Below are 25997 nucleotides of genomic sequence, written 5' to 3' on the forward strand. Positions count from 1 at the left end.
TCAAGGGGAGCAACACAATGATCAAACGCAATCTGCTGGTGATGGGCCTCGCTGTTCTGCTGAGCGCCTGCGGTTTCCAGCTGCGTGGCACTGGCACCACCGAACTGACGATCAAGGAGCTCGACCTGAGCGCACGCAACGCCTACGGCGAGACCGTCACCGAGCTGCGTCAGGTGCTCGAGTCCAGCGGCGTCAAGGTATACAGCGGTGCACCGTACAAGCTGTACCTGGCTGACGAGCAGGAAAACCAGCGTATTCTCAGCTACGCCGGTGCCGGCCGTACTGGCGAATATCAGGTCAATACCGTCCTGAACTACGACATCATTGGCGAACACAACCTGAACCTGCTGAGCAGCAAGCTCGAAGTGCAGAAGGTGTTCATCCACGACGGCAACAACCTGGTCGGCTCCGATCAGGAAGCCAACGACGCCCGTCGTGAAACCCGTCGCGAACTGGTTCAACGCATGATGCTGCGCCTGCAACAGCTGACTCCGGCGCAACTGGAGCAACTGCAGCAAGCGGCCAACGACCGCGCCAAGGCTGAAGCCGACGCGCTGCAAGCGGCACAGAAGGCTGAAGCGGAAACCCCGCGCCAGTCGCCGCTCGAAATACCCAAGCAGTAAGACGTTCGGGGCGCTCAGGCGCCCCGTTCGGTATTTCTTATGAAGCTCGCTCCCGCTCAACTCGGTAAACACCTGCAAGGCGCCCTCGCGCCGGTCTACATCATCAGCGGCGATGACCCGCTGTTGTGCCAGGAGGCTGCCGACGCCATCCGCAGTGCTGCTCGCCAGCAAGGTTTCGACGAACGCCAGGTCTTTGCTGCCGACGCCAATTTCGATTGGGGCACGTTGCTGCAGGCCGGCGCGAGCATGTCGTTGTTCGCGGAAAAACGCCTGCTGGAACTGCGCCTGCCTTCGGGCAAACCCGGTGACAAAGGCGCCGCGGCCTTCATCGAATATTGCTCACGCCCTGCCGAAGACACGGTGCTGCTGATCAGCCTGCCCAAGCTCGATGGCAGCGCGCAGAAAACCAAGTGGGGCAAGGCACTGGTTGAAGGTCAGCAGACCCAGTTCATCCAGATCTGGCCGGTGGACGCCAATCAGTTGCCGAGCTGGATTCGGCAGCGCCTGTCGCAGGCCGGTTTGTCGGCCAGCCAGGACGCGGTCGAATTGATTGCTGCACGCGTCGAGGGCAATTTGCTCGCGGCCGCGCAGGAAATCGAAAAGCTCAAGTTGATGGCCGAAGGTGGCCAGATCACCGTCGAAACCGTGCAGGCCGCAGTGGCCGACAGTGCCCGTTTCGACGTCTTCGGACTGACCGATGCCGTACTCAACGGCGAACCGACCCATGCACTGCGCATGCTCGAAGGGCTACGCGGTGAAGGCGTCGAGCCACCGGTGATTCTCTGGGCGCTGGCGCGGGAGTTGCGCCTGCTGGCCAATATCTCGTTGCAGTACAGCCAGGGCACGCCGCTGGACAAGTGCTTTAGCCAGGCAAAACCACCGGTCTGGGACAAGCGCAAACCGCTGATGAGCAAAGCCTTGCAACGCTATACGGCGCAACGCTGGGCACAGCTGTTGCTCGAAGCGCAGCGCATCGATGCGCAGATCAAAGGCCAGGCTACCGGCTCGCCGTGGATGAGCCTGAGTCGCTTGGCGTTGTTGATGGCTGGCCAGCGACTTTCACTGCCTGCCGAATAAGATCAAAAGATCGCAGCGTGCCGCAGCTCCTACATAGATTGGTGTAGGAACTGCGGCACGCTGCGATCTTTTGACTTTTGTTTAGCATGAGCAGATTATTTGCCGCGCAAAACCCACTCACACGAGAGAACCCTCATGAGCAAAAAGCCATCGAAACATGGCCCCAACAAGGCCAAATCCATCATCGCCCAACCGCTGTTCCGCAGCCGCCAGGAACAACCGAACAAGGGCAAAGGCAGCTACCGCCGCGAAGCCTTCCAGTCTAAAAGCTGGGAGGCTTCTTACTTTCTGGCTGCCTGAAGCGCAGTACCCCCCGGTCATGTTAAGGTCTGCATCTGATTCGTTTCCCCTGGAACTGTGCATGCCCCTAAGTCTTTCCCGTCGTTGGCCTGTTCGCCATTCGATCGCTGCAGCAAGCTTCGTTCTGCTTGTCGCCTGTGCGGAAAAACCCACCGCCGCCGACGCGCAACCTCTTCAAGCCGCTCCAGTCGCCACGGCCCCAGCGATCATTCCGCCGGTAGTGCCGTCCGCCGACCCTCTCGATCTTCAGCCGACCCAGACCTTTGCCGAGTGGCAGGCAGGTTTCCGCAAGGACGCACTGGCCGCCGGGATTCGTCCTGAGCTGTTTGATCGCGCCTTCGCCAATGTCAGTTTCGACGCCAGCGTGATTCGCGCCGACCGCAGCCAGCCAGAATTTTCTCGCCCGGTGTGGGAATACCTCGACGGCGCGCTATCGCCACTGCGCGTGCGTAAAGGCCAGGCCTTGATCGACCAGTACGCCGATATTCTGCAAAGCATCGAACAGCGTTATGGCGTCGACCGTCAGGCGCTCGTTTCGGTATGGGGCATGGAAAGCAATTTCGGCCAGTTCCAGGGCAGCAAATCGGTGATCAACTCGCTGGCCACCCTGGCCTACGAAGGTCGCCGTCCGGGCTTTGCCCATGCGCAATTGATCGCGGCGCTGCAGATCCTGCAACAGGGCGATATCACACCGGAGAAGATGCTCGGCTCCTGGGCCGGCGCGATGGGCCAGACCCAGTTCATTCCGACCACCTACAACACCCACGCCGTGGACTTCGACGGTGACGGTCGGCGCGACATCTGGGGCAGCCCGGCCGACGCGCTGGCGTCCACTGCGCATTACTTGCAAAGCTCTGGCTGGCAACGCGGTCAGCCTTGGGGCTTCGAAGTGCAACTGCCGAGCAGTTTCAACTACACACTGGCTGACGGTGCGATTCGCAAGAGCGTTGCCGAATGGCGTCAACTCGGCGTGACTCTGCCCAATGGCGGTCAGGTGCCAGCAGGCTCTGAGCAACTGTCTGCCGCCCTGCTGCTGCCGGCGGGTTATCGTGGGCCGGCATTCCTGATCCTCGACAACTTCCGGGCGATCCTCAAGTACAACAATTCGTCGTCGTACGCGTTGGCAGTAAGCTTGTTGTCCGAGCGCTTCAATGGCGGCGGCTTGATCAGTGGCAACTGGCCGAAAGATGATCTGCCGCTGAGCCGCAGCGAGCGCATTGAGCTGCAGAACCTGCTGAGCGCGCGCAATTACGATGCGGGCACGGCGGACGGGATTATCGGCGCCAATACGCGCAAGGCGATTCGCAGTGCGCAGCAGTCGTTTGGCTGGCCGGCGGACGGCTATCCGACGCATAAGTTGCTGGAAAGCCTGCGCACGCAGTAAAGCCAGATCAAAAGATCGCAGCCTGCGGCAGCTCCTACATTGGAATGCGTTACTTGTAGGAGCTGCCGCAGGCTGCGATCTTTTGCTTTACCGGGTCACGACATCCTGCTCGAGCATCAATTCCTTCTTGCCGGCGTCCAGCCGCACCAGCGCGCCCATCGGCAGCGTCAGGTTCGGATCGCAATGCCCGCTGCGCCAGCCCGACAGCACCGGAATCCGCAGCGGCGCAAAAGTCTGCTTGAGCAACCGATTCAGTGCCGCGACGTCCACTCCCGCCACGTCGCCGACCAGCACACCGCGCAGCTTCGCCAGCTTGCCGGCCAGGCGCATCTGCGTCAGCAAGCGGTCGATGCGATACAGCGGCTCGTTGATATCTTCGATCAGCAGAATCACCCCTTCGACATCAATCTCGTAAGGCGTCCCTAACGTAGCGGCAATCATCGCCAGGTTGCCGCCGAGCAAGCGTCCATGGGCGATACCGGACTCCACCGTGGTCAACGGATAAGCCACCGGATGACTGAGCACACTCCCCGCCTTCAACTGGCCGCGCAGCATGGCGAAGAACGAAGTGACGGTCGGCGGCTGCTTGTCACCGAGCAGATCGGCGTTGAGCAAAGGCCCGTGAAAGGTCACAAACCCTGCGTAGCGGCTGATGGCCAGGTGCAGCGCGGTGATGTCGCTGTAGCCGACAAATGGCTTGGCGTTGCGACTCAGCAGATCGTAGTCGATGCGGTCCAGCAGCCGTGGCGTACCGTAGCCACCGCGCAGGCAGATGATCGCGTCCACTTCGGGGTCGGCGAACGCGGCGTGCAGATCGTTGAGGCGCACGTCATCGCTGCCAGCCAGATAGCCGTCCTTCTCGTAGACGCCAGGAAATACTTTCAGCCCATAACCGCGGGCGCGCATCCATTGCACTGCCTTGTCGGTATCCAGCGCACCGGGACCGGCCGGCGCGATCACGCCGATCAGCCCTTCTGACGGCAGCGCCGGCACAGGCTTATGCGGAAAAAGGGTATGGGTCGGTCGAACGGTCATCCATGGATCTCCCTGTGTGAAGTCATGCACACACAGTAGTCAGGAACGGGGACAAACAGAAGAGGCTGCGTCGCCCCGCAAGTTGCAGGAAAAGTCGGCGTCTGGCGTAGGACAGGCAAAAAAATGCCCGCCGGGCTGCAAAGCCTCGGCGGGCATCTTTCATTCAGCGCTGAATCAGGAACCCATCAACTCAGCCTTGACCAGCTTCGCCTGCTCGTCGGCATGGTACGAAGAACGTACCAGAGGGCCGGAAGCGACGTTCTTGAAGCCCATCTTGTAACCTTCCTCGGCGAACCAGGCGAAGGTGTCTGGGTGCACGAAACGCTGTACCGGCAAGTGGCTGCGCGACGGTTGCAGGTACTGACCGAGGGTCAGCATGTCGATGTCGTGTTCGCGCATGCGCTTCATCACTTCGATGACTTCTTCGTCGGTCTCGCCCAGACCCAGCATCAAGCCGGACTTGGTCGGAATGTGCGGCATCATCTGCTTGAAGCGTTGCAGCAAGGTCAGCGACCACTGGTAATCCGAACCCGGACGCGCAGCCTTGTACAGGCGCGGCACGGTTTCCAGGTTGTGGTTGAACACATCCGGCGGCTCGGCGGCGGTGATTTCCAGGGCAACGTCCATGCGGCCACGGTAATCCGGGACCAGCGTCTCCAGCTGCACGTTCGGCGACAGCTTGCGGATTTCGCGGATGCAGTCGGCAAAGTGCTGGGCACCGCCGTCACGCAGGTCGTCGCGGTCAACCGAGGTGATCACCACGTACTTGAGCTTGAGGTCGGCGATGGCGATGGCCAGGCTTTCCGGCTCGTTGACGTCCAGTGGCTTCGGACGACCGTGGCCGACGTCGCAGAACGGGCAGCGACGGGTGCAGATGTCACCCATGATCATGAAGGTCGCGGTGCCGCCGGAGAAGCACTCACCCAGGTTCGGGCAGGACGCTTCTTCGCAGACGCTGTGCAGCTTGTGTTTGCGCAGCAGGCTCTTGATCCGGTCGACTTCCGGCGAAACCGGGATGCGTACACGAATCCAGTCAGGCTTCTTCGGCAGTTCGGTGGTCGGAATGATCTTTACCGGGATGCGTGCAACCTTCTCGGCGCCGCGCAGCTTGACGCCGGCTTCTACCTTGGGACGCGGGGCCGGGCGCTCGGTCACGTCGAGCGTCGGGATCATGGTTTGCACTGCATCAGTAGTCATATCAGTCGATTCCGCCCGTCAGGGTCGTCTGCTCAGCATAGTCGAGGTGTTTGACGAGCTGCGCGCGCAGCCGGGCACTTACCTCGGCAAATTCAATCGATCCTGCATGGTCGCTCAGCTGGGTCATCGCCAGCCCGGCATAGCCGCAGGGATTAATCCGTCGAAACGGTTCCAGGTTCATATCCACGTTCAGGGCCAGGCCATGAAAGGAGCAACCGTGGCGAATCCGCAAACCCAGAGAAGCGATTTTCGCTCCATCGACATAGACGCCGGGAGCATCTGGCTTGGCTGCGGCGGTCACGCCGTAGCTGGCCAGCAGTTCGATCAGGCACTGTTCCATGCGACTGACCAGATCACGTACGCCGAAACCCAGCTTGCGCACGTCCAGCAACAGGTAAGCCACCAATTGGCCGGGGCCATGATATGTCACCTGCCCGCCGCGATCGACCTGTACCACCGGGATATCGCCCGGCAGCAGCAAATGTTCGGCCTTGCCGGCCTGGCCCTGCGTGAACACCGGCGGGTGTTCGACGAGCCAGATTTCGTCAGCGGCATCGCTGCCGCGTTCGTTGGTAAAGCGTTGCATGGCATGCCAGACCGGCTCGTAAGCCATCTGGCCGAGCTCACGAAAGCCCAGCGTGCCCGGCATCACAGCACCATGTGCACAAAACCGGTCGCCCGCAGTTCGCTGTTGATGTTGTACAGCTGATCCTGATCGGTCGCGACGATGTGCAACTGGATAGTGGTGTACTTGCCGTTGGTGCTTTGACGCTCGTCGATGCGCTCATCATTGATGGCCGCGTGTTTCTTGACGATGTCGATGATCTTGTCTTTGTTGCCAACGCCCGTATCGCTGATCACCTTAATCGGATAATCAGTCTGGGGGAATTCGATCTTTGGCGCCTTTACTTCGGTATCGGTCATGGCGTAACGGCCTCTTGAGCGCAAGCCGTGATAACGCGCATGGCCCCGCTCCGGATCGGGGCGGGGCCATGCAGGTCAACACAAATCAGTTGAACAAGCCGTAGAAGAATAGACGGATGCTATCCCACATGCGGCGGAAGATACCACCCTCCTCGACGCCATCCAGAGCGATCAGGTCAGCGCTGTGCACGACCTTGTCTTCCAGTTTGACTTCGACTTTACCGATCACGTCGCCCTTGGCGATTGGCGCAACCAGTTGCGGGTTCATGGTCATGCTCGCAGCGAGCTTCTTCAGCTGGCCTTTTGGCAGGGTCATGGTCAGGTCTTCAGCCAGGCCGGCCTTGACTTGATTGGTGGTGCCTTTCCACACCGGGGCCTGAGCCAGTTCGGTGCCCTTCTGATAGAAGGTCTGGGTTTCGAAGAAGCGGAAGCCATAAGTCAGCAGCTTCTGGGTTTCAGCGGCGCGGGCCACTTCGCTGTTGGTGCCGAACACCACGGCGATCAGGCGCTGGCCGTCACGTACAGCCGAGGACACCATGCAGTAGCCGGCTTCGTCGGTGTGACCGGTTTTCAGGCCGTCGACGGTCTTGTCGCGCCACAGCAGCAGGTTGCGGTTAGGCTGCTTGATGCCGTTCCAGAAGAACTCTTTCTGCGAGTAGATCGCGTAGTGAGCCGGGTCTTCGTGGATGATCGCGCGCGCCAGGATCGCCATGTCGTGAGCCGACGAGTAGTGCTCAGGGTTTGGCAGACCGGTCGGGTTCATGAAGTGGGAATTGGTCATGCCCAGATCAGCCACAGTCTTGTTCATCAGGTCGGCGAACGCATCTTCGCTACCGGCGATGTGCTCGGACAGCGCAACGCTGGCGTCGTTGCCGGACTGAATGATGATGCCGTGCAGCAAGTCGCTGACAGTGACCTGCGAGCCGACTTTGATGAACATCCGCGAACCGCCGGTGCGCCAGGCGTTTTCGCTGACGGTCACTGGATCGTTTTCACCGATCTGGCCACGACGGATTTCCAGCGTAGCAATGTACGCGGTCATCAGTTTGGTCAGGCTGGCCGGTGGCAGACGCTGGTCGCCATTGTTCTCGACCAGCACGTTGCCGCTGCTGGCGTCCATCAGAACGTAGGCTTTGGCGGCCAGTTGTGGTGGCGACGGCATCATCTCGGCCGCGAAGGCGGCTGGCGAGAGGAGCAGCGGGACTAGCAGACACAGGCGTTTGGCAAAGGTGGTGATGTTCATCCGTCTCTCGAAATCGCTAATGGAAACTGTCCTTGCGGACAAAATTTAATCAGATGACTTTCTAACGAGCCATCGCGTGTTCAGTTGCTCACTCCAGTCACCCTTGCCGGGCTTTTGTTCTTCGACGAGCCAACAACCTGATTCACCCCCCAATCGCTGGTGAATCGTCAATCAAGTTCTACGTTTTACTTACTCGGTGACCACGCTTGGCGAACCAAGGTTGGCCAGGCGCACGCTGTTCTGCACCTGGGCAATTTCACCCGGCGAGCCGATCGGCCCCAGGCGTACCCGGTGCAGAGTCTGTTGATTGCGCACGATCGAGCTGATGAACACCGGAGCGCTCACCATCCCGCTGAGCTTCGACCTCAGGAGTTCTGCAGCGTCCGGGTTGGCGAACGCGCCCACCTGCAGATACTGGCCAGTTGCTGTTGCAGAAGCGTTTTTTTTTGCACTCATCGGCACGGGGACGGTGTCAGAGGCATGTTGTTGCGGTGGCGGCGTCCATTGCTCGACGGTGCCGGCCGACGCCGTGATCACCGGAGCGCTGTTCTGCGCGACCTGCGGCTCGTTGAGCATCAACGGTGCCGGACGGCCCTTGGCGGCCCAATATTGCTGCGGATCGATGCCTTCGACCTTGACCCGCGCGGTGCCGGTTTCGGCGTAACCGAGTTTCTTCGCGGCGGCGTAGGACAAGTCGATGATGCGATCGGAATAGAACGGCCCACGGTCGTTGACCCGCAGGATCACTGTGCGGTTGTTGTCCAGGTTGGTCACCCGAACGTAACTTGGCAATGGCAAAGTCTTGTGGGCGGCGCTCATGCCGTAGAGGTCGTAGACCTCGCCGTTGGCGGTGTTCTGACCATGAAACTTGGTGCCGTACCAGGAAGCTGTGCCGGAAGCGACGTAGGTCTTCGATTCCTGCAGCGGAAAGTAGGTTTTGCCCAGCACGGTGTACGGGTTGGCCTTGTACGGGCCGGTGTGCAGGGTCGGGGTGGCATCGGGGATGCGCGATACGTCGACGTCCCACCACGGTGCGCCGTCTTTGTGCGCACGGTTGATGTCCAGACCCGGCTGCGCACGCACAGCGGTATTCGAGGTTTTCGGCGTTGGCGAACGGCTGGTCGAACAACTGGCGACCAATACTGCCAACGCAGCGAATGCCACCAGCTTCAGGGGTTTATTGTTAGGCAATGCCTGCATTACTTGACGCCCCGTGCTTGTACCAGCTGTTCAGACAGTTGATGTACGGCCATGGCGTACATCACGCTGCGGTTATAACGCGTGATCGCGTAGAAATTCTTCAGGCCCATCCAGTATTCAGGGCCGTTCTCGCCTTCGAGGCGAAATGCAGTCACCGGCATATCATCGCGCAGCGCATCATGACTTGACCAGCCCAGCGCCCGCAACTCTCCGACCGTCTTCGTCGGCTCGATGCCGGTGGTCAGGCCTTCGTCAACCTGATCGCCACGCACATCGGCGCGGCTGACCACTGGCTCACCGGCGACCCAGCCGTGACGCTTGAAGTAGCTCGCGACGCTGCCGATCGCATCGTCCGGGTTGTTCCATATATTGATGTGGCCGTCACCGTCGAAATCCACCGCATAGGCGCGAAAGCTGCTCGGCATGAACTGCGGCAAACCCATGGCCCCGGCGTACGAGCCTTTGAGGGTCAATGGATCGACCTGCTCTTCACGCGCCAGCAGCAGGAACTCACGCAGTTCCTTGCGGAAAAATTCGGCACGGGGAGGATAGTCGAAACCGAGCGTGGACAACGCATCGATCACCCGGTAATTACCGGTATTACGTCCGAAAAAGGTTTCAACGCCAATGATCGACACGATGACTTGTGCCGGTACGCCGTATTCCTGTTCGGCGCGAGCCAGCGTCGCCTCGTGCTGACGCCAGAAATCCACACCACGGGCAATGCGCGCATCGGTAATGAACATCGGGCGGTATTCTTTCCATTGCTTGACGCGCTCGGCGGGCCTGGAAATGGCGTCGAGAATCGCCTGCTTGCGCTGAGCCTCGCGGAACACCGCCATCAGTTGCTCACCGGCGAAACCATAGTCGCGGGTCATTTCACCGACGAACTCGGCCACCTGAGGCGAGCCTTCGTATTCGCCGGCCAGCGCCTCCTGCATGCTGCCCAGGAGGCCCATCAGGCCTACCACTGGCGCGCATCGAGTCGCCCAGCCACGCATTACTTGCATTGAACTCTTCACCTTATTCAAACCTGTGCGATCCACTTGCGATGGGTATGGATCGACATCAAAACCCCAAACGCTGACAGCAGCGTCACCAGCGAAGTTCCTCCGTAGCTAATGAACGGCAACGGCACCCCTACGACCGGCAACAGGCCACTGACCATACCGATGTTGACGAAAACGTAAACAAAAAACGTCATGGTCAACGAACCGGCGAGCAATTTGCCGAACAGCGTTTGTGCCTGGGCGGTAATCACCAGCCCCCGGCCAATCAACAACAGATAGATCAATAGCAGCGCGCAGATGCCCACCAGGCCGAACTCTTCGCCGAGTACGGCAATGATGAAGTCGGTGTGGCTTTCCGGCAGGAAGTCCAGGTGCGACTGGGTGCCGAGCAGCCAGCCCTTGCCGAAGACACCGCCGGAACCGATCGCCGCTTTCGACTGGATGATGTTCCAGCCGGTGCCCAGCGGATCGCTCTCAGGATCAAGGAATGTGAGGATTCGCTGCTTCTGGTAGTCGTGCATGATGAAAAACCACATCGCCACCGACACCGGGATCGCCGCCGCCAGCACGCTGAGAATCCAGCGCCAGCGCAGCCCGCCCATGAACAGCACGAACGCACCGCCCGCGAGGATCAGCAGCGAAGTGCCGAGGTCCGGCTGACGCACGATCAGCACGAACGGCACGCCGATCAGCATCAGGCTGATGCCGACGTGCTTGAGCTGCGGCGGCAAGGTGCGTTTGGACAGATACCAGGCGATGGTCGCCGGCATCAGGATCTTCATGAACTCCGAGGGCTGGAAACGAATCACCCCGGGAATGTTGATCCAGCGTGTGGCGCCCATGGCGTTGTGGCCCATGATGTCCACCACCATCAGCAACACCACACCGACCACATAACCGAGCGGCACCCAGCGCGCCATGAAACGCGGTTCGAGCTGGGCGATAACGATCATCGAGACCAGGCCGATACCAAACGATGTGGCCTGTTTGCCGAGCAGATCCCAGCTTTTGCCGCTCGCCGAATACAGCACGAACAGGCTGCCGGCGGCGAGGATCAGCAGCAGGATCAGCAACGGGCCATCGATATGCAGTCTTTGCAGCAACGTCGCACGGCGACGCATCACATCCTCACTGGAGAGCATGCGATCAAAGTTATTCATCACGGGCCGTAGCCTCCGCACTGATTGGGCTGGCGTATTCGGCCTTCAAACGTCCGTCCTGATCGAGCAGCCAGGCGTCCATGACCTGACGCACGACGGGCGCAGCGACGCCGGAACCGGACTCACCGTTCTCGACCATCACCGAGACCACGATTCGCGGGTCATCGGCCGGGGCAAATCCAACGAACAAGGCGTGGTCGCGGTGGCGTTCCTGAACCTTGGAGCGGTCGTACTTCTCACCTTGCTTGATCGCGACGACCTGGGCGGTACCCGACTTGCCGGCGATGCGGTATTGCGCACCGATGGCGGCTTTGCGCGCGGTACCGCGAGCACCGTGCATCACCTGCTGCATGCCGTGGTTGACCTTGTTCCAGTCCGACGGATCGCGCAGGACAATGTCCGGCATCGGGTTTTCGTCAACCGGCTTCACCCCTTCGAGGGATTTCGCCAGGTGCGGACGGTTCCACACGCCTTTGTTGGCCACCAGTGCCGTGGCCTGGGCCAGTTGCAGCGGGGTCGATTGCATGTAGCCCTGGCCGATCCCGAGAATCAGCGTTTCACCCGGGAACCACGCCTGTTTGCGCGTCGCCCGCTTCCATTCGCGCGACGGCATCAGGCCTGGAGATTCTTCGAACATGTCCAGCGAGACCTTCTGGCCGATGCCGAACTTGTTCATGTACGTCGACAACCGATCAATGCCGAGCTTGTGCGCCAGGTCATAGAAGTAGGTGTCGTTGGAACGCATGATCGCCGTGTCGAGGTCGACAAAGCCGTCACCGGTGCGGTTCCAGTTGCGGTATTTGTGATCGTAGTTGGGCAGCATGTAGTAGCCCGGGTCGAACACCCGGCTCGAAGCCGTGACTACGCCGGAATCAAGACCGGCAATCGCCACCGCCGGTTTGATCGTCGAACCCGGCGGATACAGACCGCGCAATACGCGGTTGAACAGCGGTCGGTCGATCGAGTCGCGCAACTCGGCGTACGCCTTGAAGCTGATGCCGGTAACGAACAGGTTCGGGTCGAAGCTCGGCTGACTGACCATCGCCAGCACTTCACCGGTCTTCGGATCGAGCGCAACCACGGCGCCACGACGCCCGCCCAGTGCAGCCTCGGCGGCTTCCTGCAACTTGATGTCGAGGCTGAGGACGATGTCCTTGCCGGGAATCGGATCGGTGCGCTTGAGCACGCGCAAGACGCGGCCACGGGCGTTGGTCTCGACTTCTTCGTAACCGACCTGACCGTGCAATTCCGGCTCGTAGAAACGCTCGATACCGGTTTTGCCAATGTGATGGGTGCCGCTGTAGTTGACCGGATCGAGGCTCTTCAGCTCTTTCTCGTTGATCCGCCCCATGTAACCCACCGAGTGCGCAAAATGCGCGCCCTGCGGGTAGTGACGGACCAGCTGCGCGACCACTTCCACGCCGGGCAGGCGGAACTGGTTCACGGCGATGCGGGCGATCTGCTCTTCAGTCAGCTCGAACAGGATCGGCACCGGCTCGAACGGCCGGCGGCCCTGACGCATGCGCTTCTCGAAAATCACCCGGTCCTCGGGCGTCAGCTCCAGCACTTCGACGATGACGTCGAGCACTTGCTGCCAGTCGCCGGAGCGCTCGCGGGTCATGCTCAGGCTGAAGCTTGGACGGTTGTCCGCCACCACCACGCCGTTGCGGTCGAAAATCAGCCCGCGCGTCGGCGGAATCGGCTGCACGTGGACGCGGTTGTTTTCCGACAGCGTCGAGTGGTACTCGTACTGGATCACCTGCAAGTAATACAGCCGCGCAATCAACACGCCGATCAGCATCACGATCGCAATGGCCCCGAACACGACGCGGCTACGCACCAGGCGTGCGTCCTTTTCGTGGTCCTTGATGCGGATCGGCTGAGACATGAGGGCAGGATTACTTGTGGTAAGGGTGACCGGACAACACGGTCCAGGCACGATACAACTGTTCGCCGATGAGGATCCGCACCAACGGGTGCGGCAACGTCAGCGGCGACAACGACCAGCGCTGATCGGCGCGGGCGCAGACTTCCGGCGCCAGCCCTTCCGGGCCACCGACCATGAAATTGACCGTGCGCGAATCCAGCCGCCAACGGTCGAGTTCGACCGCCAGTTGCTCGGTGCTCCAGGGCTTGCCGTGGACTTCCAGCGTGACGATCCGCTCGTTCGGCCCGACCTTGGCCAGCATGGCTTCGCCTTCCTGGCGGATGAAACGGGCCACGTCGGCATTCTTGCCACGGGTATTGAGCGGAATTTCCACCAGTTCCAGCGCCAGCTCGGACGGAAGACGCTTGGCATATTCATGCCAGCCTTCTTCCACCCACTTGGGCATGCGTGAACCGACGGCGATCAGGCGCAGTCGCACAGCAATCCCTTACAGCTGGTCTTTGTTGAGCTTGGTGAAATGCTCGTGGGTGTTTTCCGGGCTGTGGTGCTTGGCGTCGGCCGCACGGCTTTGCTCGGCACCGGCCCACAGGCGTTCCAGGTCATAGAACTGACGTGCCGAGGCAGTCATCATGTGCACGATCACCAGGTCCAGGTCCAACAGCACCCAGTCGCTGTCGCCCTTGCCTTCTTCGCCCAGCGGCTTGGCGCCCTGCTTTTTGACTTCTTCGCGAACCTTGTCGAGCATCGCGTTGATCTGGCGGTTGGAAGTACCGGTGGCGATGATCATGTAGTCCGTGATGCTCTGCTTGTCGCGAACATCGATGATCTGGATGTCTTGTGCCTTGACGTCTTCCAGGGCAGCTACGGCCAGCTTGACCAGTTCGTCGCCCTTCAGCGGCTCATTGGTATTGACCGGCTCTGGCAGCGGAGCGCTCTTGAATGTGCCTTTGCGTTTTACTTTCGGTAGGTCTTTGTCAGTCATATAAAACTCGTTTTGCTCATATATTCGGCGGCTTGGCGACACGTGGATTCGTATCAGTGAAGCACGCCTTGTTCAGTTCGACGCACGGTAAAGACCGTGCGCATCGATGTAGGCCAGGACCGCGTCGGGCACCAGGAAACGTACCGACTTACCGCTGGCCAGCAGTTGACGGATCTGGGTGGCGGAAACCGCGAGCGGTGTCTGCCAGACGAATGCAATCTGTCCGCTCGGCCCTTTCAGGGCCAGCGGGTCGCTCACCGAACGCGCTGCCAGCAGGTTGCGCAAGGCATCCGGCGGTTCGCTGTCGGCGTCCGGGCGCTGTAGCACCAGGATGTGGCAATGCTGGAGCAACTCTTCCCAGCGATGCCAAGTGGGCAGGCCGCAAAATGCGTCCCAGCCCAAAAGCAGAAAAACCTGGGTCTCGGCGGCCATTTCGGCACGCATCAACTCCAGGGTATCAATGGTGTAGGACGGTTTGTCCCGCTGCAATTCGCGGGCGTCCACCACCAGCGGCGGCACTCCGGCCACCGCGCACTCGACCATCGCCAGGCGGTCCTGCGCCGACACTTGCGGCGTGTTGCGATGCGGCGGCCGCGCGCTTGGCGTCAGGCGTAACTCATCGAGCGCCAGCGCTTCGGCAACTTCCAGGCCACCGCGCAAATGGCCGATGTGCACAGGGTCGAACGTGCCGCCCAGCACGCCAATGCGGCGTGGACGGGACTCGCTGCCGGCTTGCGGCGCTGTCAGGTCGAGGTCGGTCAAGTCAGACCGTCGCCTGGCCGCGCAACTGACCATCACCGACCACGATGTACTTCTCGCAGGTCAGTCCTTCGAGGCCCACCGGGCCACGGGCGTGCAGCTTATCAGTAGAAATGCCGATCTCGGCACCCAATCCGTATTCAAATCCATCGGCAAAGCACGTCGGGGTGTTGATCATCACCGACGCCGAGTCGACTTCCGCGACAAAACGACGGGTGTCGGCGAGGTTTTCGCTGACGATCGAGTCGGTGTGATGGGAGCCGTAATGGTTGATGTGTTCGATGGCCTGATCCAGACCGTCGACCACACGGATCGACAGGACCGGCGCCAGATACTCGGTGTTCCAGTCGTCTTCGCTGGCGGCAACCGCGTCGATGATCGCCCGGGTGCGCTCGCAGCCACGCAGCTCGACGCCTTTTTCGCGGAACTGGGCCGCCATCGACGGCAGGAAATCCTTGGCAACAGTCTGGTCAACCAGCAGCGTTTCCATCGCACCGCAGATACCGTAGCGATAGGTCTTGGCATTGAAGGCGATGCGCTGGGCTTTCGGCAGATCGGCATGGGCACTGACGTAAACGTGGCAGATGCCGTCCAGATGCTTGATCACCGGCACGCGGGCATCACGGCTGATACGTTCGATCAGGCCACGGCCACCGCGCGGCACGATCACGTCGACGTACTCGGGCATGGTGATCATCGCGCCGACAGCCGCACGATCGGTGGTTTCGACCACTTGCACCACGGCGGCGGGCAATTCGGCCTCGGCCAGACCGCGCTGAATGCACGTGGCAATGGCACGGTTGGAGTGAATCGCCTCGGAGCCACCGCGCAGGATGGTCGCGTTGCCGGACTTCAGGCACAGGCTGGCGGCATCGATGGTCACGTTGGGACGGGATTCGTAGATGATCCCGATCACGCCCAGCGGCACCCGCATCTTGCCGACCTGAATGCCCGACGGACGGAAACTCATGTCACGGATCGCGCCGACCGGGTCCGGCAGCGCAGCCACCTGACGCAGACCGACGATCATGCCGTCGATGCGCGCCGGGGTCAGTTCCAGACGTTCCAGCAAAGCGGGCTCGAGACCATTGGCGCGGCCGGCGGCCAGATCCTGTTCATTGGCTGCAGCAAGCTCGGCGCGCGCGGCGTCCAGGGCATTGGCAGCAGCCTGCAAGGCGCGGTTTTTCTGCGCGGTGCTGGCACGGCCGATGACCCGGGAGGCTTCGCGGGCGGCGCGACCCAATCGGGTCATGTAGTCAAGAACGGACTCAGTCATGGTCTGCTGGGGTCTTGGCAAAGAGGAAAGCGGCAGATTATAGCTGTCGCGTCCCGGGACTAACAGCGGTGACGGGCGGATGGTCAAAATGAACCGCGAATCGCCGACGTTCAGGCGTAATTAAGCTGCGGATTGTTATCATCACGATCTCTTCAGCCTGGATAAACCTTGCCTGCCATGTCCAACCTGACCGTTCGCTCCCACGCCGAGCGCCTGCCGCTGGGGCTCCCGGACGCTTTTTTTGACCGTGACGCCCAAGTGCTGGCCAAGGAATTGCTCGGCAAAGTCATCCGTCATCGCGTCGGCGACCTCTGGCTCAGCGCGCGGATCATCGAAACCGAAGCGTATTACTGCGCGGAAAAAGGCAGCCACGCGTCTCTTGGCTACACAGAAAAGCGTAAGGCTTTGTTTCTTGATGGCGGCCACATCTATATGTATTACGCCCGTGGCGGCGATTCGCTGAACTTCAGCGCGCAGGGCCCGGGCAACGCGGTATTGATCAAATCCGCCTATCCATGGGTCGATGAAATCAGTGGCCCGGCGAGTCTGGCGCAGATGCTGCTGAACAATCCCGATGCGCAGGGCCGTGCGCGACCGTCGCAAAAGCTCTGCGGTGGGCAGACTTTGTTGTGCAAGGCGCTGGGGTTGAAAGTACCGGTGTGGGATGCCAAGCGTTTCGATCATGAAGTGCTTCTGGTAGAAGATACCGGGCCTGCGCCTGCACACATTATCCAGACCACCCGTTTGGGCATTCCCCACGGCCGTGACGAACACTTGATGTACCGCTTCGTCGACGCAGCCTATGCGCAATGGTGCACACGGAACCCGCTGCGACGCGGCCAGGTCGAAGGCCGCGACTATTTCCTGCTGTAAACACAAACCCATGTAGGAGCTGCCGAAGGCTGCGATCTTTTGATCTTGTTTTAAGTATCAGGATCAAAAGATCGCAGCCTTCGGCAGCTCCTACACGGGGGCCATTAATGATTTGGAGTTTTTTGGTATGGGCCCATGGCTCGATAGCGTGACCGGCTGGCTGGCAGCCAACCCGCAGTGGCTTGCCGCAGCGGTATTCATTGTCGCCTGCGTGGAATGCCTGGCGATTGCCGGTTTGATCGTGCCCGGCACGGTGTTGTTGTTTGCCATCGCGGTGCTCGCCGGCAGCGGCGCACTGTCGCTGAGTGAAACCTTGCTGCTGGGTTTCCTTGGCGGGATTCTCGGCGATCTGATCTCGTATTTCCTCGGTCGCCACTTCCACCAGAACATCCGCCGTCTGCCGGGGCTGCGTCATCATCCGGAATGGATGGCCGGTGCCGAGAGCTACTTCCAGCGTTATGGCATCGCCAGTCTGCTGGTCGGGCGGTTTATTGGCCCGTTGCGGCCGATGCTGCCGATGGTCGCCGGCATGTGCGACATGCCCTTCCCGCGTTTCGCCGCCGTCAGCCTGCTGGCCGCTGCTGGCTGGAGCGTCGCGTACCTGTTGCCGGGCTGGGCCACTGGCGCGGCGATTCGCCTGCCATTGCCGGAAGGTTTCTGGCTGCAAGCCGGGATTGTCGCGGCCAGTATTGCCGTGATGGTCGGCCTCAGCGTCAACAGCAGCCTGCGCCGCCACCGTCGCGCGACAATCTGGATCAGCAGCATGAGCCTGTTGATCCTGATCGGCCTGTTCATCGGCTATCCATACCTGACAGCACTCGACCAAGGCGTGATGACGCTGGTGCAGGAACATCGCCAACCGATGCTCGATGAGATCGCGGTGACGTTCACCCTGATCGGCGAATTCCGCAACATGCTGATGTTCAGCGCCCTGCTCACTGGCCTGTTGTTGCTGTGCCGGCAATGGCGCCAGGCAATTTTCGCCGGTGGCGTGTTGCTGTGCACAGCATTGCTCAACACCGGCACAAAGATGTTTTTCGCCCGGGTGCGCCCGGAAGTGCTGAGTGACCCACTGACCAGTTACAGCATGCCGAGTGGTCACGCTTCGGGTTCGTTTGCGCTGTTTCTGGTACTCGCGGTACTCGCCGGCCGTGGGCAACCGCCGCGCATGCGCCTGACCTGGCTGCTGCTCGGGTGCATTCCGGCGCTGTCGATTGCCTTGTCGCGGGTTTATCTCGGGGCGCACTGGCCGACGGATGTTCTGGCGGGGGCGATGCTGGCGACGTGCGTGTGTGCGGCGGGCTTGTGGCTGAGCCAGCGCAAGGCGCCGCTGAATGCGATGCCGGTCAGGGTCTGGTGGCTGGTTTTGCCGGCGTTGGTGGTGTTGTTCAGTTTGTTTGTGTTTAGGCATTTGCCGGGGACGATGTTGCGTTACGCCTATTGAAGATCAACAGATCGCAGCCTGCGGCAGCTCCTACATGGGATTCCATTTCACGCCCGACACATCGCGCGCATGTGGAATCAAATCGTGTAGGAGCTGCCGCAGGCTGCGATCTTTTACGATGTTTCAGGCAAACAGTTCGCCCTGCAACTCATCAAGCAGCGCCTGGATCGCATCCAGTCGCTGCTGCGGATCGTCGAGTTGCAGCAGGTCGATCTTGTCTTCCTCGGCGAACGGCAACAGATACGCCAGCTGATTGGCCAGCGACTGCTGACCGAGCGCTTCGGTGCCCATGTTCAAAGCTTCGACCATCGGGTGTTCCGCCAGCGCCCTGAGCAGCGCCACCAGATCGGCGTCTTCATCCTGCAACGGTTGCTCGGGATCGTCATCCAGCCACTCGACCTCGGCGAGGATCAGCTGATCGCGCTGCACTTCAGTGCGCAACACACTGAAGCGGCGACCGCCCTGCACGCGAATCCCCAGCAACCCGTTGTCCTGCTGCTGGAAGTCGGTGATGCGTGCTTCGCAACCGACCAGCGCATAGCCTTCCGGCGCGAGGCCGACTTCGCTGCCTTCCAGGATGCACACCACGCCAAAACCGCCGCCCTGCTTCATGCAGCGGCCGATCATGTCGAGGTAGCGCGCCTCGAAGATCTGCAAGTCGAGGTTGCAGCCGGGAAACAGCACTGTGTTCAGCGGGAAAAGCGGCAGACTCATAGACATTTCCTTACACCACCATCGACACCGCCAGCGGCAGGAACACTGCCGTGGCCACGCCCATCAGACTCATCGCCAGCGCCGCGAAGGCGCCGCACTCATCACTTTCCTGCAATGCCACCGAGGTGCCGACCGCATGCGCGGTCATGCCCAGCGCCATGCCGCGCGCCTCGGGGCTGTGCACGCCGAGACGGGTCAACAGCGCCGGGCCGAAGATCGCGCCGATCACCCCGGTGATCAACACGAACACCGCTGCCAGCGCCGCGACGCCACCGATCTGTTCAGCCACCAGCATCGCAATCGGTGAGGTCACCGACTTCGGCGCCATGGTCATCAGGATCATGTGCTCGGCGCCGAACCACCAGCCCAACAGCACGCCCATGCCCGTCGCCACCACTCCACCTATCACCAGCGTAGTAAAAATCGGCCAGAACAATTGGCGAATACGCCGCAGGTTGAGGTACAGCGGCACCGCGAGCGCCACGGTGGCCGGGCCGAGCAGAATGCTGAGGATCTCGGTGCTCTTGCGGTACTCGGCGTAGGTCAGGCCACAGCCGACCAGCACACCGATCACCAACAACATGGAGACCAACACCGGTTGCAGAAAGATCCAACGGGTTTTTTCGAACGCCGCCAAGACCAATTGATAGGCACCGAGGGTGATGCCGATACCGAACAGCGGATGATGGATGACCGACGCCCAGGCGCCTTGCCAGTCGAAGAGCATCAGGAGTCCTCCGAACGGTGCGCGTGACGCTTGACCATGCGCTGCATCAGCACGCCGGCAAAAGCCATCGACAGAATCAGCGACACCACCAGCGCGCCGACAATCGCCCAGAAATCGGCAGCAATCGCCGTTGCGTAAACCATCACGCCGACGGCTGGCGGCACCAGCAACAGCGGCAGATAACGCAGCAGGCTGCCGGCCGCGAGATTCAGCGGCTCGCCGACTTCACCGCGAACAATCAGGAAGATCAGTAACAACAGCAGACCGATGATCGGCCCCGGCAGCACCGGCAACAACAAGTGATTGAGCGCCGTGCCGAGCAATTGAAACAGCACCAGCAGGGTCAGGCCACGTAGCAACATCCGACATCTCCGTCTTACTTTTCACCCAGCAGGGGCTGGGCATTATAAGCACGCCTGCGCTATGGATCGGCATTCGCCAAAAGCATGGTCGGTTGACCGGAGCAAATCGCCATGATGATCTACAGTGGTTCGCAGGGCGGTCAAATCCCCCACCGAAAAAACTATAAAACCGATGAACCCAAGGAGAGTCTCAATGCCCTATGTTCCAGTTGCAGAGCTCAAAGATTATGTCGGCAAGGAACTCGGACGTTCCGAATGGCTCACCATCGATCAGGAACGCATCAACCTGTTCGCCGAAGCCACCGGTGATTATCAGTTCATTCACGTCGACCCGGTCAAAGCCGCGCAAACGCCATTTGGCAGCACCATTGCCCACGGTTTCCTGTCGTTGTCGCTGATCCCGAAATTGATGGAAGACATCCTCATCCTGCCGCAAGGCGTGAAGATGGTGGTCAACTATGGTCTGGACAGCGTGCGTTTCATCCAGCCAGTGAAGGTCAATTCGAAAGTTCGCCTGAAGGTCGATCTGGGCGAAGTGACCGAGAAAAAGCCTGGCCAATGGCTGCTCAAAGCGACCGCAACGCTTGAGATAGAAGGTTCGGACAAACCGGCCTACATCGCCGAGCCATTGTCGCTCTGCTTCGTCTAAACGTTCCGGATGCGAAGCAGCGCACGCTGTTTCGCGTCACCTCTCTATTTATGCGACGCATAGCTGCGGCATACTCGGTCGCCTAATTGCCCGGATCCCGCTATGCGCTCACTCGCTTCTCTTGCACCCATTGCCCTGACCTTGATGCTCACCGCTTGCGGCGACGGCGAATCACTGTTGCCGCCAGATGCGCGCCTGCCGGACGGCGGTCGCTATCGCGGTGAACTGGTCAACGGCTTGCTGCAAGGCCAGGGGCGCGTCGACTACCCCAACGGCAGCTGGTACGCCGGCCAGTTCGACAAGGGTCAATGGCACGGTCAGGGCGAATGGCATGGCAGCAATGGCGAAGTCTATCGCGGGCAATTTCAGCAAGGCTTGTTCGATGGCCAGGGCAGTCTGACCACCAACGCCAGCAGTTACACCGGGGGCTTCAAGCAAGGCCGGCGCGAAGGCGAAGGCACCCTGAAAGAAAACGCCATGACCTACCGTGGCGAGTTCAAGGCTGACCAGTATTCCGGCCTCGGCCGTCTCGAGATGGACGACGGCAGTTCCTATCAAGGCCAGTTCGCCCACGGCAAACCCAACGGCGAAGGCCAGCGTGGCGACGCCAGCGGCAACACGTTCAGCGGGCATTTCGTCAATGGTCAGCTGGAAGGCAACGGCACGTTCAACAGCGCCGACGGCGACATCTACGTCGGCGGTTTCAAGAACAATCAATTGCACGGCAAGGGCCGCTACGAAAATGCTGACGGCGATGTCTGGCTCGGCCAGTTCAAGGAAGGCGCACTGACTGGCAAGGGTGAGTTGATCGGTGCCGACGGCAGCCATTACATCGGCGCCTTCAACGACTGGCGCTTCAGCGGCCAGGGGCGCTTGAACCTGTCCGATGGCAGCTTCTACATCGGTGGCTTCGACAACGACAGTTACTCCGGGCGCGGCACCTTGGTGCTGACCGATGGCAGCGTCATGAGCGGCACCTGGATCAACGGCCAGCGCGTGCGCGATGCCGACGGCAAGTTGTTGCCCGACACCCTTGAACTCGGCTTGCTCGCTCAGGGCCGCCTGCTCGATGACGCCTTGGCCGCCATCCCCGCGTCGACGCCAGCGGTTGAGCTGTACACCCTGACCCTCGGCGGCGACGGCAAGCAGAGCGTGTTCCTGCGTGAATCCGATTACGTCGCCAACATGCTCAACACACGCTTCGGCGCCTATGGCCAGATCCGTCTGGTCAACCACCGCGATCACCTGGCCGACCGGCCGATGGCCACCCGCGAGAACCTGCGCCGCGCTGCGCAAACCCTTGCTGAACGCAGCGGCCCGGAAGATTTGCTGTTCATCTACCTGACCAGCCATGGCACCGCCGAACATGAACTGGTGCTCGACCAGCCGCGCATGGAGCTGGCCGACCTGCCCGCCGATGAACTCGCCGCCGTGTTGGCGCCGCTGAAAAACCGCGACAAGATCGTCGTGATCTCTTCGTGTTACTCCGGTGGTTTTATCCCGGCGCTGAAAGACGAACGTACCTTGATCATGACCGCCTCGCGCGCCGATCGGGTGTCCTTCGGTTGCTCGGAAGAAGCCAACTTCACCTACTTCGGCGACGCGCTGTTCGCCCAGGCGCTGAACCAGACCGATGACCTGGAGCAAGCCTTCAAATTGGCCAAAGCCACCGTCGCCGAGCGTGAACTGGCGGACAATTTCGAAGCCTCGGAGCCACAGATCTGGGCGCCGAAAACCGTACTCGCGCACTGGCAACTGCTGCGCAAACAGCAAGCAAGAAAAGCTTTGCAAAGTGCTGCGTTGAACGACGGAGCGGTAAAGAGCAACTAAGCTGAACAGTATCAAGGGAGAGACACTATGTACTTGACGCCTCAGCACGTATTGCTTGCCGGAGCTACCGGTTTGACCGGTGAACATCTACTCGACCGTTTGCTCAACGAGCCAACGATTTCTCGCGTGCTCGCCCCTTCCCGCCGGCCATTGGCCGAGCATCCGCACCTGGAAAACCCGGTCGGTGATCCGCAGGCGTTTCTGCCGCAGCTCAGCGGCCGCGTCGATATCGCCTACTGCTGCCTCGGCACCACGATCAAACAGGCCGGCTCGGAAGCGGCGTTTCGTGCGGTGGATCTGGACATGGTCGTGGCGTTTGCCAAACGCGCGCGGGAGATGGGCGCGCGGCACCTGATCGTGATCAGTGCGATTGGCGCCGATCCGAAGTCGTCGGTTTTCTACAATCGGGTCAAAGGCGAAATGGAGCAGGCTTTACGTGCGCAGGACTGGCCGCAACTGACCATTTGCCGACCTTCGCTGTTGTTGGGTGAACGCACGGAGCCGCGTCTGGCCGAACAGTTAGCCGGGCCGTTGTCGAAGCTGATTCCGGGTAAATATCGCGGTATTGAAGCGTGCCAACTGGCACGGGCGATGTGGCGTTTGGCACTGGAAGAGCAGGACGGGGTGCGGGTGATCGAGTCGGATGATTTGCGCAAGCTCGGCAAATAATCTTCCGCCGCATGATCGTTCCCACGCTCTGCGTGGGAATGCAGCCACGGACGCTCTGCGTCCCAAAGCGTGACGCAGAGCGTCACCGGAGGCGTTACCACGCGGAGCGTGGGAACGATCTGTCTAACTACAATCCGCCTGTTGCCTGAAAACTCACGCCGATCACCGTCAGCAATGACAACGGCAACAACAGCGTATCGAGCAACGCACTCCCCGGCAGATCCACACCCGGATAGCTCGGCGCTTCAGCCCCAAACCGATCCATCGCGCAGCACCCGCCATTCATCGCGTACAAATCCAGCCGCGTCCCGGAGTACACCACCGGCGCGCCCGGTTTCGCCGCATCCAAGGTGCGCGCCGTGGCGCACCCGGTCAGCAACACCACCAGCCCGATCAGCAGCAGCTTATTCATCACTGCTCAGATGATGCTCACCCCAACGCGGCAGCATGTCTTGGGGAATGCCCAGCAGATTGAGAATCCGCGCCACGACGAAATCGATCAGGTCATCGATGGTCTGCGGCTGGTGATAGAAACCCGGCGAGGCCGGCAGAATGGTCACGCCCATGTTCGACAGTTTGAGCATGTGCTCCAGATGAATGCTCGAATACGGCGCCTCGCGCGGCACCAGAATCAACTGGCGACGCTCCTTCAAAGTGACATCGGCGGCGCGCTCGATCAGGTTGTTGCAGGCGCCGGTGGCAATGGCTGACAACGTGCCCGTCGAACATGGCACCACCACCATCGCCGCTGGCGCGCCAGAACCCGAGGCCACCGGCGACATCCAGTCTTCCTTGCCGTACACGCGGATCTGCCCGGCGGCAGCCCCGGTGTATTCAGTGAGGAACGCCTGCATCATCTGCGGCTTGGGCGGCAGCGTCACGTCGGTCTCGGTGGCCATCACCAGTTGCGCAGCCTTGGAAATCAGGAAATGCACTTCGCGATCTTCGCGCACCAGACAATCGAGCAGGCGCAGACCGTATTGCGCACCCGAGGCGCCGGTCATCGCCAGCGTGATGCGTTCGGGACCATTGCTCTCAAAACGAGTGTTCATTGCAGCGCCTCGGCGAGTTTGCCGTGCAGGCCGCCGAAGCCGCCATTGCTCATGATCACCACGTGAGTACCGGGCTGAGCCTGACTCTTCACGCGCTCAATGATGCCTTCCAGTGAATCGCTGACAATCGACGGCACCGTGCACAGCGCGGCGGTGGCGGCGAGGTCCCAGCCGAGGTTGGCAGGGGCGTACCAGATCACTTGATCGGCATCGACCACGCTGGCCGGCAAACCGTCGCGGTGCGCGCCGAGTTTCATCGAGTTGGAGCGCGGCTCGATGATCGCAATCAGCGGTGCGTCACCAATGCGCTTGCGCAAGCCGTCGAGAGTGGTGGCGATGGCGGTCGGGTGATGCGCGAAGTCGTCGTAGATGGTGATGCCGCGTACTTCGGCGACTTTCTCCATGCGGCGTTTGACGTTCTTGAATGCGCTCAATCCAGCGATGCCCATCGATGGCACCACGCCAACATGCCGCGCCGCCGCCAAGGCAGCCAAGGCGTTGGCAACGTTGTGCTGGCCGGTCAGTTCCCATTCGACGGTGCCTTGCGACACGCCTTCGAACATCACTTCGAACGCCGAGCCGTCTTCACTGAGCAGTTTGACCTGCCACTGACCACCGGCACCGGTGGTTTGCACCGGGGTCCAGCAGCCCATTTCGATCACGCGCTGCAAGGCCGGCTCGGTGGTCGGATGGATGACCAGGCCTTCACTCGGAATGGTTCGCACCAGGTGATGGAATTGCCGCTCGATCGCCGGCAGATCCGGGAAGATGTCGGCGTGATCGAACTCAAGGTTATTGAGGATCGCCGTGCGCGGACGGTAGTGCACGAATTTCGAGCGCTTGTCGAAGAACGCGCTGTCGTACTCGTCGGCCTCGATCACGAAGAACGGCGTGCCGCCCAATCGTGCCGATACGGAGAAGTTTTGCGGCACGCCGCCGATGAGGAAACCTGGGCTCATGCCGGCGTGTTCCAGCACCCAGGCGAGCATGCTGCTGGTGGTGGTTTTGCCGTGAGTGCCGGCAACCGCCAGCACCCAGCGACCTTGCAGCACGTGATCGGCCAGCCACTGCGGGCCGGAGACGTAAGGCAGGCCTTTGTTCAGTACATATTCCACCGCCGGATTGCCGCGCGACATGGCGTTGCCAATGACGACCAGATCCGGCGCCGGATCGAGCTGCGCCGGGTCGTAACCCTGCGTCAGTTGAATGCCTTGGGCTTCAAGCTGCGTGCTCATCGGTGGATAGACGTTGGCGTCGGAGCCGGTCACGTGATGGCCCAGCTCTTTGGCCAGAACCGCCATCGAGCCCATGAAAGTCCCGCAGATACCCAGAATATGAATGTGCATAGTCGACCTCGTAAAACATGGCCGCAGGTTAGCGTAGGGAGGGGGAAATCGCACTCTTTAGGTGATTGAGCGGGGATGGTTGGGCTTGGGGTTCAGGCTCGGCTGTAGATTGCGGCCCCTCACCCCAGCCCTCTCCCGAGGGAGAGGGAGCCGATCTACGTTGCTTTCAAATCCGCAGTTCGGCTCGATAAATCAGGTCGACGTAAATTGCCGCATCAACTCGATCAGTCCCCTCTCCCTCTGGGAGAGGGAGCCGGTCTCGGTGCTTTCAAA

Annotated in this window: 28 protein-coding genes; 9 read left to right on the plus strand and 19 right to left on the minus strand. The window is 60.9% G+C overall.

Annotated features, from left to right (window positions below; genetic code table 11):
• Positions 1–17: 17 nt before the first annotated feature.
• From QOL84_RS23510 to QOL84_RS23525, 4 genes are all read left to right on the plus strand, one after another.
• On the plus strand, positions 18–623 hold the full coding sequence (locus QOL84_RS23510; protein WP_283438782.1) for an LPS-assembly lipoprotein LptE: 606 nt from the start codon (positions 18–20) through the stop codon (positions 621–623).
• Between the two features lie 39 nt (positions 624–662).
• Entirely contained in the window at positions 663–1700 is a 1038-nt protein-coding gene (gene holA, locus QOL84_RS23515) for a DNA polymerase III subunit delta (protein WP_283438783.1), read from the plus strand.
• A gap of 135 nt (positions 1701–1835) precedes the next feature.
• On the plus strand, positions 1836–2000 hold the full coding sequence (arfA, locus tag QOL84_RS23520) for an alternative ribosome rescue factor ArfA (RefSeq protein WP_283438784.1): 165 nt from the start codon (positions 1836–1838) through the stop codon (positions 1998–2000).
• A gap of 61 nt (positions 2001–2061) precedes the next feature.
• Positions 2062–3384 carry a lytic murein transglycosylase gene (locus tag QOL84_RS23525; RefSeq protein ID WP_283438785.1) on the plus strand — a complete coding sequence of 441 codons (1323 nt, stop codon included), beginning with the start codon at positions 2062–2064 and terminating at the stop codon, positions 3382–3384.
• Positions 3385–3471: 87 nt separating this feature from the next.
• Here the strand turns inward: QOL84_RS23525 and QOL84_RS23530 are convergent, their stop codons facing one another.
• The 13 genes from QOL84_RS23530 to QOL84_RS23590 all read right to left on the minus strand — a co-directional run bounded on the left by QOL84_RS23530 (position 3472) and on the right by QOL84_RS23590 (position 16058).
• Positions 3472–4419, minus strand: a complete 948-nt coding sequence (locus tag QOL84_RS23530; protein ID WP_283438786.1) for a S66 peptidase family protein — start codon at positions 4417–4419, stop codon at positions 3472–3474.
• 174 nt (positions 4420–4593) lie between these two features.
• A complete protein-coding gene (gene lipA / locus QOL84_RS23535) occupies positions 4594–5592 on the minus strand; it encodes a lipoyl synthase (RefSeq protein WP_161806657.1) in 999 nt (332 codons plus the stop codon).
• 25 nt (positions 5593–5617) lie between these two features.
• Positions 5618–6265: a lipoyl(octanoyl) transferase LipB gene (lipB, locus tag QOL84_RS23540; protein ID WP_127929905.1), complete on the minus strand. Its 648-nt coding sequence runs from the start codon at positions 6263–6265 to the stop codon at positions 5618–5620.
• The gene (locus tag QOL84_RS23545; RefSeq protein ID WP_129395664.1) at positions 6265–6540 is read right to left on the minus strand and encodes a DUF493 domain-containing protein; all 276 of its coding nucleotides are present in this window, start codon (positions 6538–6540) and stop codon (positions 6265–6267) included. The genes lipB and QOL84_RS23545 overlap by 1 nt, the downstream gene beginning before the upstream one ends.
• 85 nt (positions 6541–6625) lie before the next feature.
• Positions 6626–7783, minus strand: a complete 1158-nt coding sequence (locus QOL84_RS23550; RefSeq protein WP_129395665.1) for a D-alanyl-D-alanine carboxypeptidase family protein — start codon at positions 7781–7783, stop codon at positions 6626–6628.
• Positions 7784–7972: 189 nt separating this feature from the next.
• On the minus strand, positions 7973–8983 hold the full coding sequence (locus tag QOL84_RS23555; RefSeq protein WP_129395666.1) for a septal ring lytic transglycosylase RlpA family protein: 1011 nt from the start codon (positions 8981–8983) through the stop codon (positions 7973–7975).
• Positions 8983–9993, minus strand: coding sequence for a lytic murein transglycosylase B (gene mltB, locus QOL84_RS23560; RefSeq protein WP_283438787.1), 1011 nt, complete (start codon positions 9991–9993; stop codon positions 8983–8985). The genes QOL84_RS23555 and mltB overlap by 1 nt, the downstream gene beginning before the upstream one ends.
• 17 nt (positions 9994–10010) lie before the next feature.
• Complete coding sequence (gene rodA, locus QOL84_RS23565) at positions 10011–11114, minus strand: rod shape-determining protein RodA (protein ID WP_164979482.1); 1104 nt, start codon at positions 11112–11114, stop codon at positions 10011–10013.
• Between the two features lie 31 nt (positions 11115–11145).
• Positions 11146–13041 carry a penicillin-binding protein 2 gene (mrdA, locus tag QOL84_RS23570; RefSeq protein ID WP_283438788.1) on the minus strand — a complete coding sequence of 632 codons (1896 nt, stop codon included), beginning with the start codon at positions 13039–13041 and terminating at the stop codon, positions 11146–11148.
• Positions 13042–13051: 10 nt separating this feature from the next.
• On the minus strand, positions 13052–13519 hold the full coding sequence (gene rlmH / locus QOL84_RS23575) for a 23S rRNA (pseudouridine(1915)-N(3))-methyltransferase RlmH (RefSeq protein ID WP_003185785.1): 468 nt from the start codon (positions 13517–13519) through the stop codon (positions 13052–13054).
• 9 nt (positions 13520–13528) lie between these two features.
• Positions 13529–14023 (minus strand): ribosome silencing factor, encoded by a 495-nt coding sequence (gene rsfS / locus QOL84_RS23580; protein ID WP_129395670.1) that lies wholly within the window; start codon positions 14021–14023, stop codon positions 13529–13531.
• Positions 14024–14095: 72 nt separating this feature from the next.
• Positions 14096–14818 carry a nicotinate-nucleotide adenylyltransferase gene (gene nadD / locus QOL84_RS23585; RefSeq protein WP_283438789.1) on the minus strand — a complete coding sequence of 241 codons (723 nt, stop codon included), beginning with the start codon at positions 14816–14818 and terminating at the stop codon, positions 14096–14098.
• The gene (locus QOL84_RS23590; RefSeq protein WP_283438790.1) at positions 14787–16058 is read right to left on the minus strand and encodes a glutamate-5-semialdehyde dehydrogenase; all 1272 of its coding nucleotides are present in this window, start codon (positions 16056–16058) and stop codon (positions 14787–14789) included. Before QOL84_RS23590 ends, nadD begins: the two co-directional genes overlap by 32 nt.
• A gap of 177 nt (positions 16059–16235) precedes the next feature.
• Between QOL84_RS23590 and QOL84_RS23595 the strand changes: the two genes are divergently transcribed.
• Together QOL84_RS23595 and QOL84_RS23600 are read left to right on the plus strand one after the other, a co-directional pair.
• Positions 16236–16931, plus strand: a complete 696-nt coding sequence (locus QOL84_RS23595) for a DNA-3-methyladenine glycosylase (protein WP_283439472.1) — start codon at positions 16236–16238, stop codon at positions 16929–16931.
• A gap of 127 nt (positions 16932–17058) precedes the next feature.
• Positions 17059–18375, plus strand: coding sequence for a bifunctional DedA family/phosphatase PAP2 family protein (locus QOL84_RS23600; protein WP_283438791.1), 1317 nt, complete (start codon positions 17059–17061; stop codon positions 18373–18375).
• 123 nt (positions 18376–18498) lie between these two features.
• On the opposite strand, the gene QOL84_RS23605 is transcribed toward QOL84_RS23600, so the two are convergent.
• The 3 genes from QOL84_RS23605 to QOL84_RS23615 are packed head-to-tail and all read right to left on the minus strand — an operon-like array spanning position 18499 to position 20178.
• On the minus strand, positions 18499–19089 hold the full coding sequence (locus QOL84_RS23605) for an LON peptidase substrate-binding domain-containing protein (RefSeq protein WP_283438792.1): 591 nt from the start codon (positions 19087–19089) through the stop codon (positions 18499–18501).
• 10 nt (positions 19090–19099) lie between these two features.
• Positions 19100–19816, minus strand: coding sequence for an LrgB family protein (locus QOL84_RS23610; protein ID WP_053124192.1), 717 nt, complete (start codon positions 19814–19816; stop codon positions 19100–19102).
• Positions 19816–20178 carry a CidA/LrgA family protein gene (locus QOL84_RS23615; protein ID WP_283438793.1) on the minus strand — a complete coding sequence of 121 codons (363 nt, stop codon included), beginning with the start codon at positions 20176–20178 and terminating at the stop codon, positions 19816–19818. The genes QOL84_RS23610 and QOL84_RS23615 overlap by 1 nt, the downstream gene beginning before the upstream one ends.
• A 193-nt stretch (positions 20179–20371) precedes the next feature.
• Here QOL84_RS23615 and QOL84_RS23620 point away from each other — a divergent pair, with 193 nt between their 5' ends.
• From QOL84_RS23620 to QOL84_RS23630, 3 genes are all read left to right on the plus strand, one after another.
• Positions 20372–20827 carry a MaoC family dehydratase gene (locus tag QOL84_RS23620; protein ID WP_007909575.1) on the plus strand — a complete coding sequence of 152 codons (456 nt, stop codon included), beginning with the start codon at positions 20372–20374 and terminating at the stop codon, positions 20825–20827.
• Between the two features lie 102 nt (positions 20828–20929).
• Positions 20930–22657 (plus strand): C13 family peptidase, encoded by a 1728-nt coding sequence (locus QOL84_RS23625; protein WP_283438794.1) that lies wholly within the window; start codon positions 20930–20932, stop codon positions 22655–22657.
• Between the two features lie 27 nt (positions 22658–22684).
• Entirely contained in the window at positions 22685–23326 is a 642-nt protein-coding gene (locus QOL84_RS23630) for an oxidoreductase (protein ID WP_053124198.1), read from the plus strand.
• A 127-nt stretch (positions 23327–23453) separates the two neighbouring features.
• On the opposite strand, the gene QOL84_RS23635 is transcribed toward QOL84_RS23630, so the two are convergent.
• The 3 genes from QOL84_RS23635 to mpl are packed head-to-tail and all read right to left on the minus strand — an operon-like array spanning position 23454 to position 25724.
• Positions 23454–23738: a YceK/YidQ family lipoprotein gene (locus tag QOL84_RS23635; RefSeq protein WP_053124200.1), complete on the minus strand. Its 285-nt coding sequence runs from the start codon at positions 23736–23738 to the stop codon at positions 23454–23456.
• Positions 23731–24378, minus strand: coding sequence for a flavin prenyltransferase UbiX (ubiX, locus tag QOL84_RS23640; RefSeq protein WP_007909567.1), 648 nt, complete (start codon positions 24376–24378; stop codon positions 23731–23733). The genes QOL84_RS23635 and ubiX overlap by 8 nt, the downstream gene beginning before the upstream one ends.
• Positions 24375–25724: a UDP-N-acetylmuramate:L-alanyl-gamma-D-glutamyl-meso-diaminopimelate ligase gene (gene mpl / locus QOL84_RS23645; RefSeq protein WP_129395679.1), complete on the minus strand. Its 1350-nt coding sequence runs from the start codon at positions 25722–25724 to the stop codon at positions 24375–24377. The genes ubiX and mpl overlap by 4 nt, the downstream gene beginning before the upstream one ends.
• Between the last annotated feature and the right edge of the window lie 273 nt (positions 25725–25997).

The organism is Pseudomonas helmanticensis (assembly GCF_900182985.1).
In the GTDB taxonomy this organism is placed as follows: domain Bacteria; phylum Pseudomonadota; class Gammaproteobacteria; order Pseudomonadales; family Pseudomonadaceae; genus Aquipseudomonas; species Aquipseudomonas helmanticensis.

Bases quoted from the DNA above. Each gene is read 5' to 3' on its own strand.
- QOL84_RS23510 (WP_283438782.1), top strand. From the start codon at position 18: ATGATCAAACGCAATCTGCTGGTGATGGGCCTCGCTGTTCTGCTGAGC.
- holA (WP_283438783.1), top strand. From the start codon at position 663: ATGAAGCTCGCTCCCGCTCAACTCGGTAAACACCTGCAAGGCGCCCTC.
- arfA (WP_283438784.1), top strand. From the start codon at position 1,836: ATGAGCAAAAAGCCATCGAAACATGGCCCCAACAAGGCCAAATCCATC.
- QOL84_RS23525 (WP_283438785.1), top strand. From the start codon at position 2,062: ATGCCCCTAAGTCTTTCCCGTCGTTGGCCTGTTCGCCATTCGATCGCT.
- QOL84_RS23530 (WP_283438786.1), bottom strand. From the start codon at position 4,419: ATGACCGTTCGACCGACCCATACCCTTTTTCCGCATAAGCCTGTGCCG.
- lipA (WP_161806657.1), bottom strand. From the start codon at position 5,592: ATGATCCCGACGCTCGACGTGACCGAGCGCCCGGCCCCGCGTCCCAAG.
- lipB (WP_127929905.1), bottom strand. From the start codon at position 6,265: ATGCCGGGCACGCTGGGCTTTCGTGAGCTCGGCCAGATGGCTTACGAG.
- QOL84_RS23545 (WP_129395664.1), bottom strand. From the start codon at position 6,540: ATGACCGATACCGAAGTAAAGGCGCCAAAGATCGAATTCCCCCAGACT.
- QOL84_RS23550 (WP_129395665.1), bottom strand. From the start codon at position 7,783: ATGAACATCACCACCTTTGCCAAACGCCTGTGTCTGCTAGTCCCGCTG.
- QOL84_RS23555 (WP_129395666.1), bottom strand. From the start codon at position 8,983: ATGCAGGCATTGCCTAACAATAAACCCCTGAAGCTGGTGGCATTCGCT.
- mltB (WP_283438787.1), bottom strand. From the start codon at position 9,993: ATGCAAGTAATGCGTGGCTGGGCGACTCGATGCGCGCCAGTGGTAGGC.
- rodA (WP_164979482.1), bottom strand. From the start codon at position 11,114: ATGCGTCGCCGTGCGACGTTGCTGCAAAGACTGCATATCGATGGCCCG.
- mrdA (WP_283438788.1), bottom strand. From the start codon at position 13,041: ATGTCTCAGCCGATCCGCATCAAGGACCACGAAAAGGACGCACGCCTG.
- rsfS (WP_129395670.1), bottom strand. From the start codon at position 14,023: ATGACTGACAAAGACCTACCGAAAGTAAAACGCAAAGGCACATTCAAG.
- nadD (WP_283438789.1), bottom strand. From the start codon at position 14,818: ATGGTCAGTTGCGCGGCCAGGCGACGGTCTGACTTGACCGACCTCGAC.
- QOL84_RS23590 (WP_283438790.1), bottom strand. From the start codon at position 16,058: ATGACTGAGTCCGTTCTTGACTACATGACCCGATTGGGTCGCGCCGCC.
- QOL84_RS23595 (WP_283439472.1), top strand. From the start codon at position 16,236: ATGTCCAACCTGACCGTTCGCTCCCACGCCGAGCGCCTGCCGCTGGGG.
- QOL84_RS23600 (WP_283438791.1), top strand. From the start codon at position 17,059: ATGGGCCCATGGCTCGATAGCGTGACCGGCTGGCTGGCAGCCAACCCG.
- QOL84_RS23605 (WP_283438792.1), bottom strand. From the start codon at position 19,089: ATGAGTCTGCCGCTTTTCCCGCTGAACACAGTGCTGTTTCCCGGCTGC.
- QOL84_RS23610 (WP_053124192.1), bottom strand. From the start codon at position 19,816: ATGCTCTTCGACTGGCAAGGCGCCTGGGCGTCGGTCATCCATCATCCG.
- QOL84_RS23615 (WP_283438793.1), bottom strand. From the start codon at position 20,178: ATGTTGCTACGTGGCCTGACCCTGCTGGTGCTGTTTCAATTGCTCGGC.
- QOL84_RS23620 (WP_007909575.1), top strand. From the start codon at position 20,372: ATGCCCTATGTTCCAGTTGCAGAGCTCAAAGATTATGTCGGCAAGGAA.
- QOL84_RS23625 (WP_283438794.1), top strand. From the start codon at position 20,930: ATGCGCTCACTCGCTTCTCTTGCACCCATTGCCCTGACCTTGATGCTC.
- QOL84_RS23630 (WP_053124198.1), top strand. From the start codon at position 22,685: ATGTACTTGACGCCTCAGCACGTATTGCTTGCCGGAGCTACCGGTTTG.
- QOL84_RS23635 (WP_053124200.1), bottom strand. From the start codon at position 23,738: ATGAATAAGCTGCTGCTGATCGGGCTGGTGGTGTTGCTGACCGGGTGC.
- ubiX (WP_007909567.1), bottom strand. From the start codon at position 24,378: ATGAACACTCGTTTTGAGAGCAATGGTCCCGAACGCATCACGCTGGCG.
- mpl (WP_129395679.1), bottom strand. From the start codon at position 25,724: ATGCACATTCATATTCTGGGTATCTGCGGGACTTTCATGGGCTCGATG.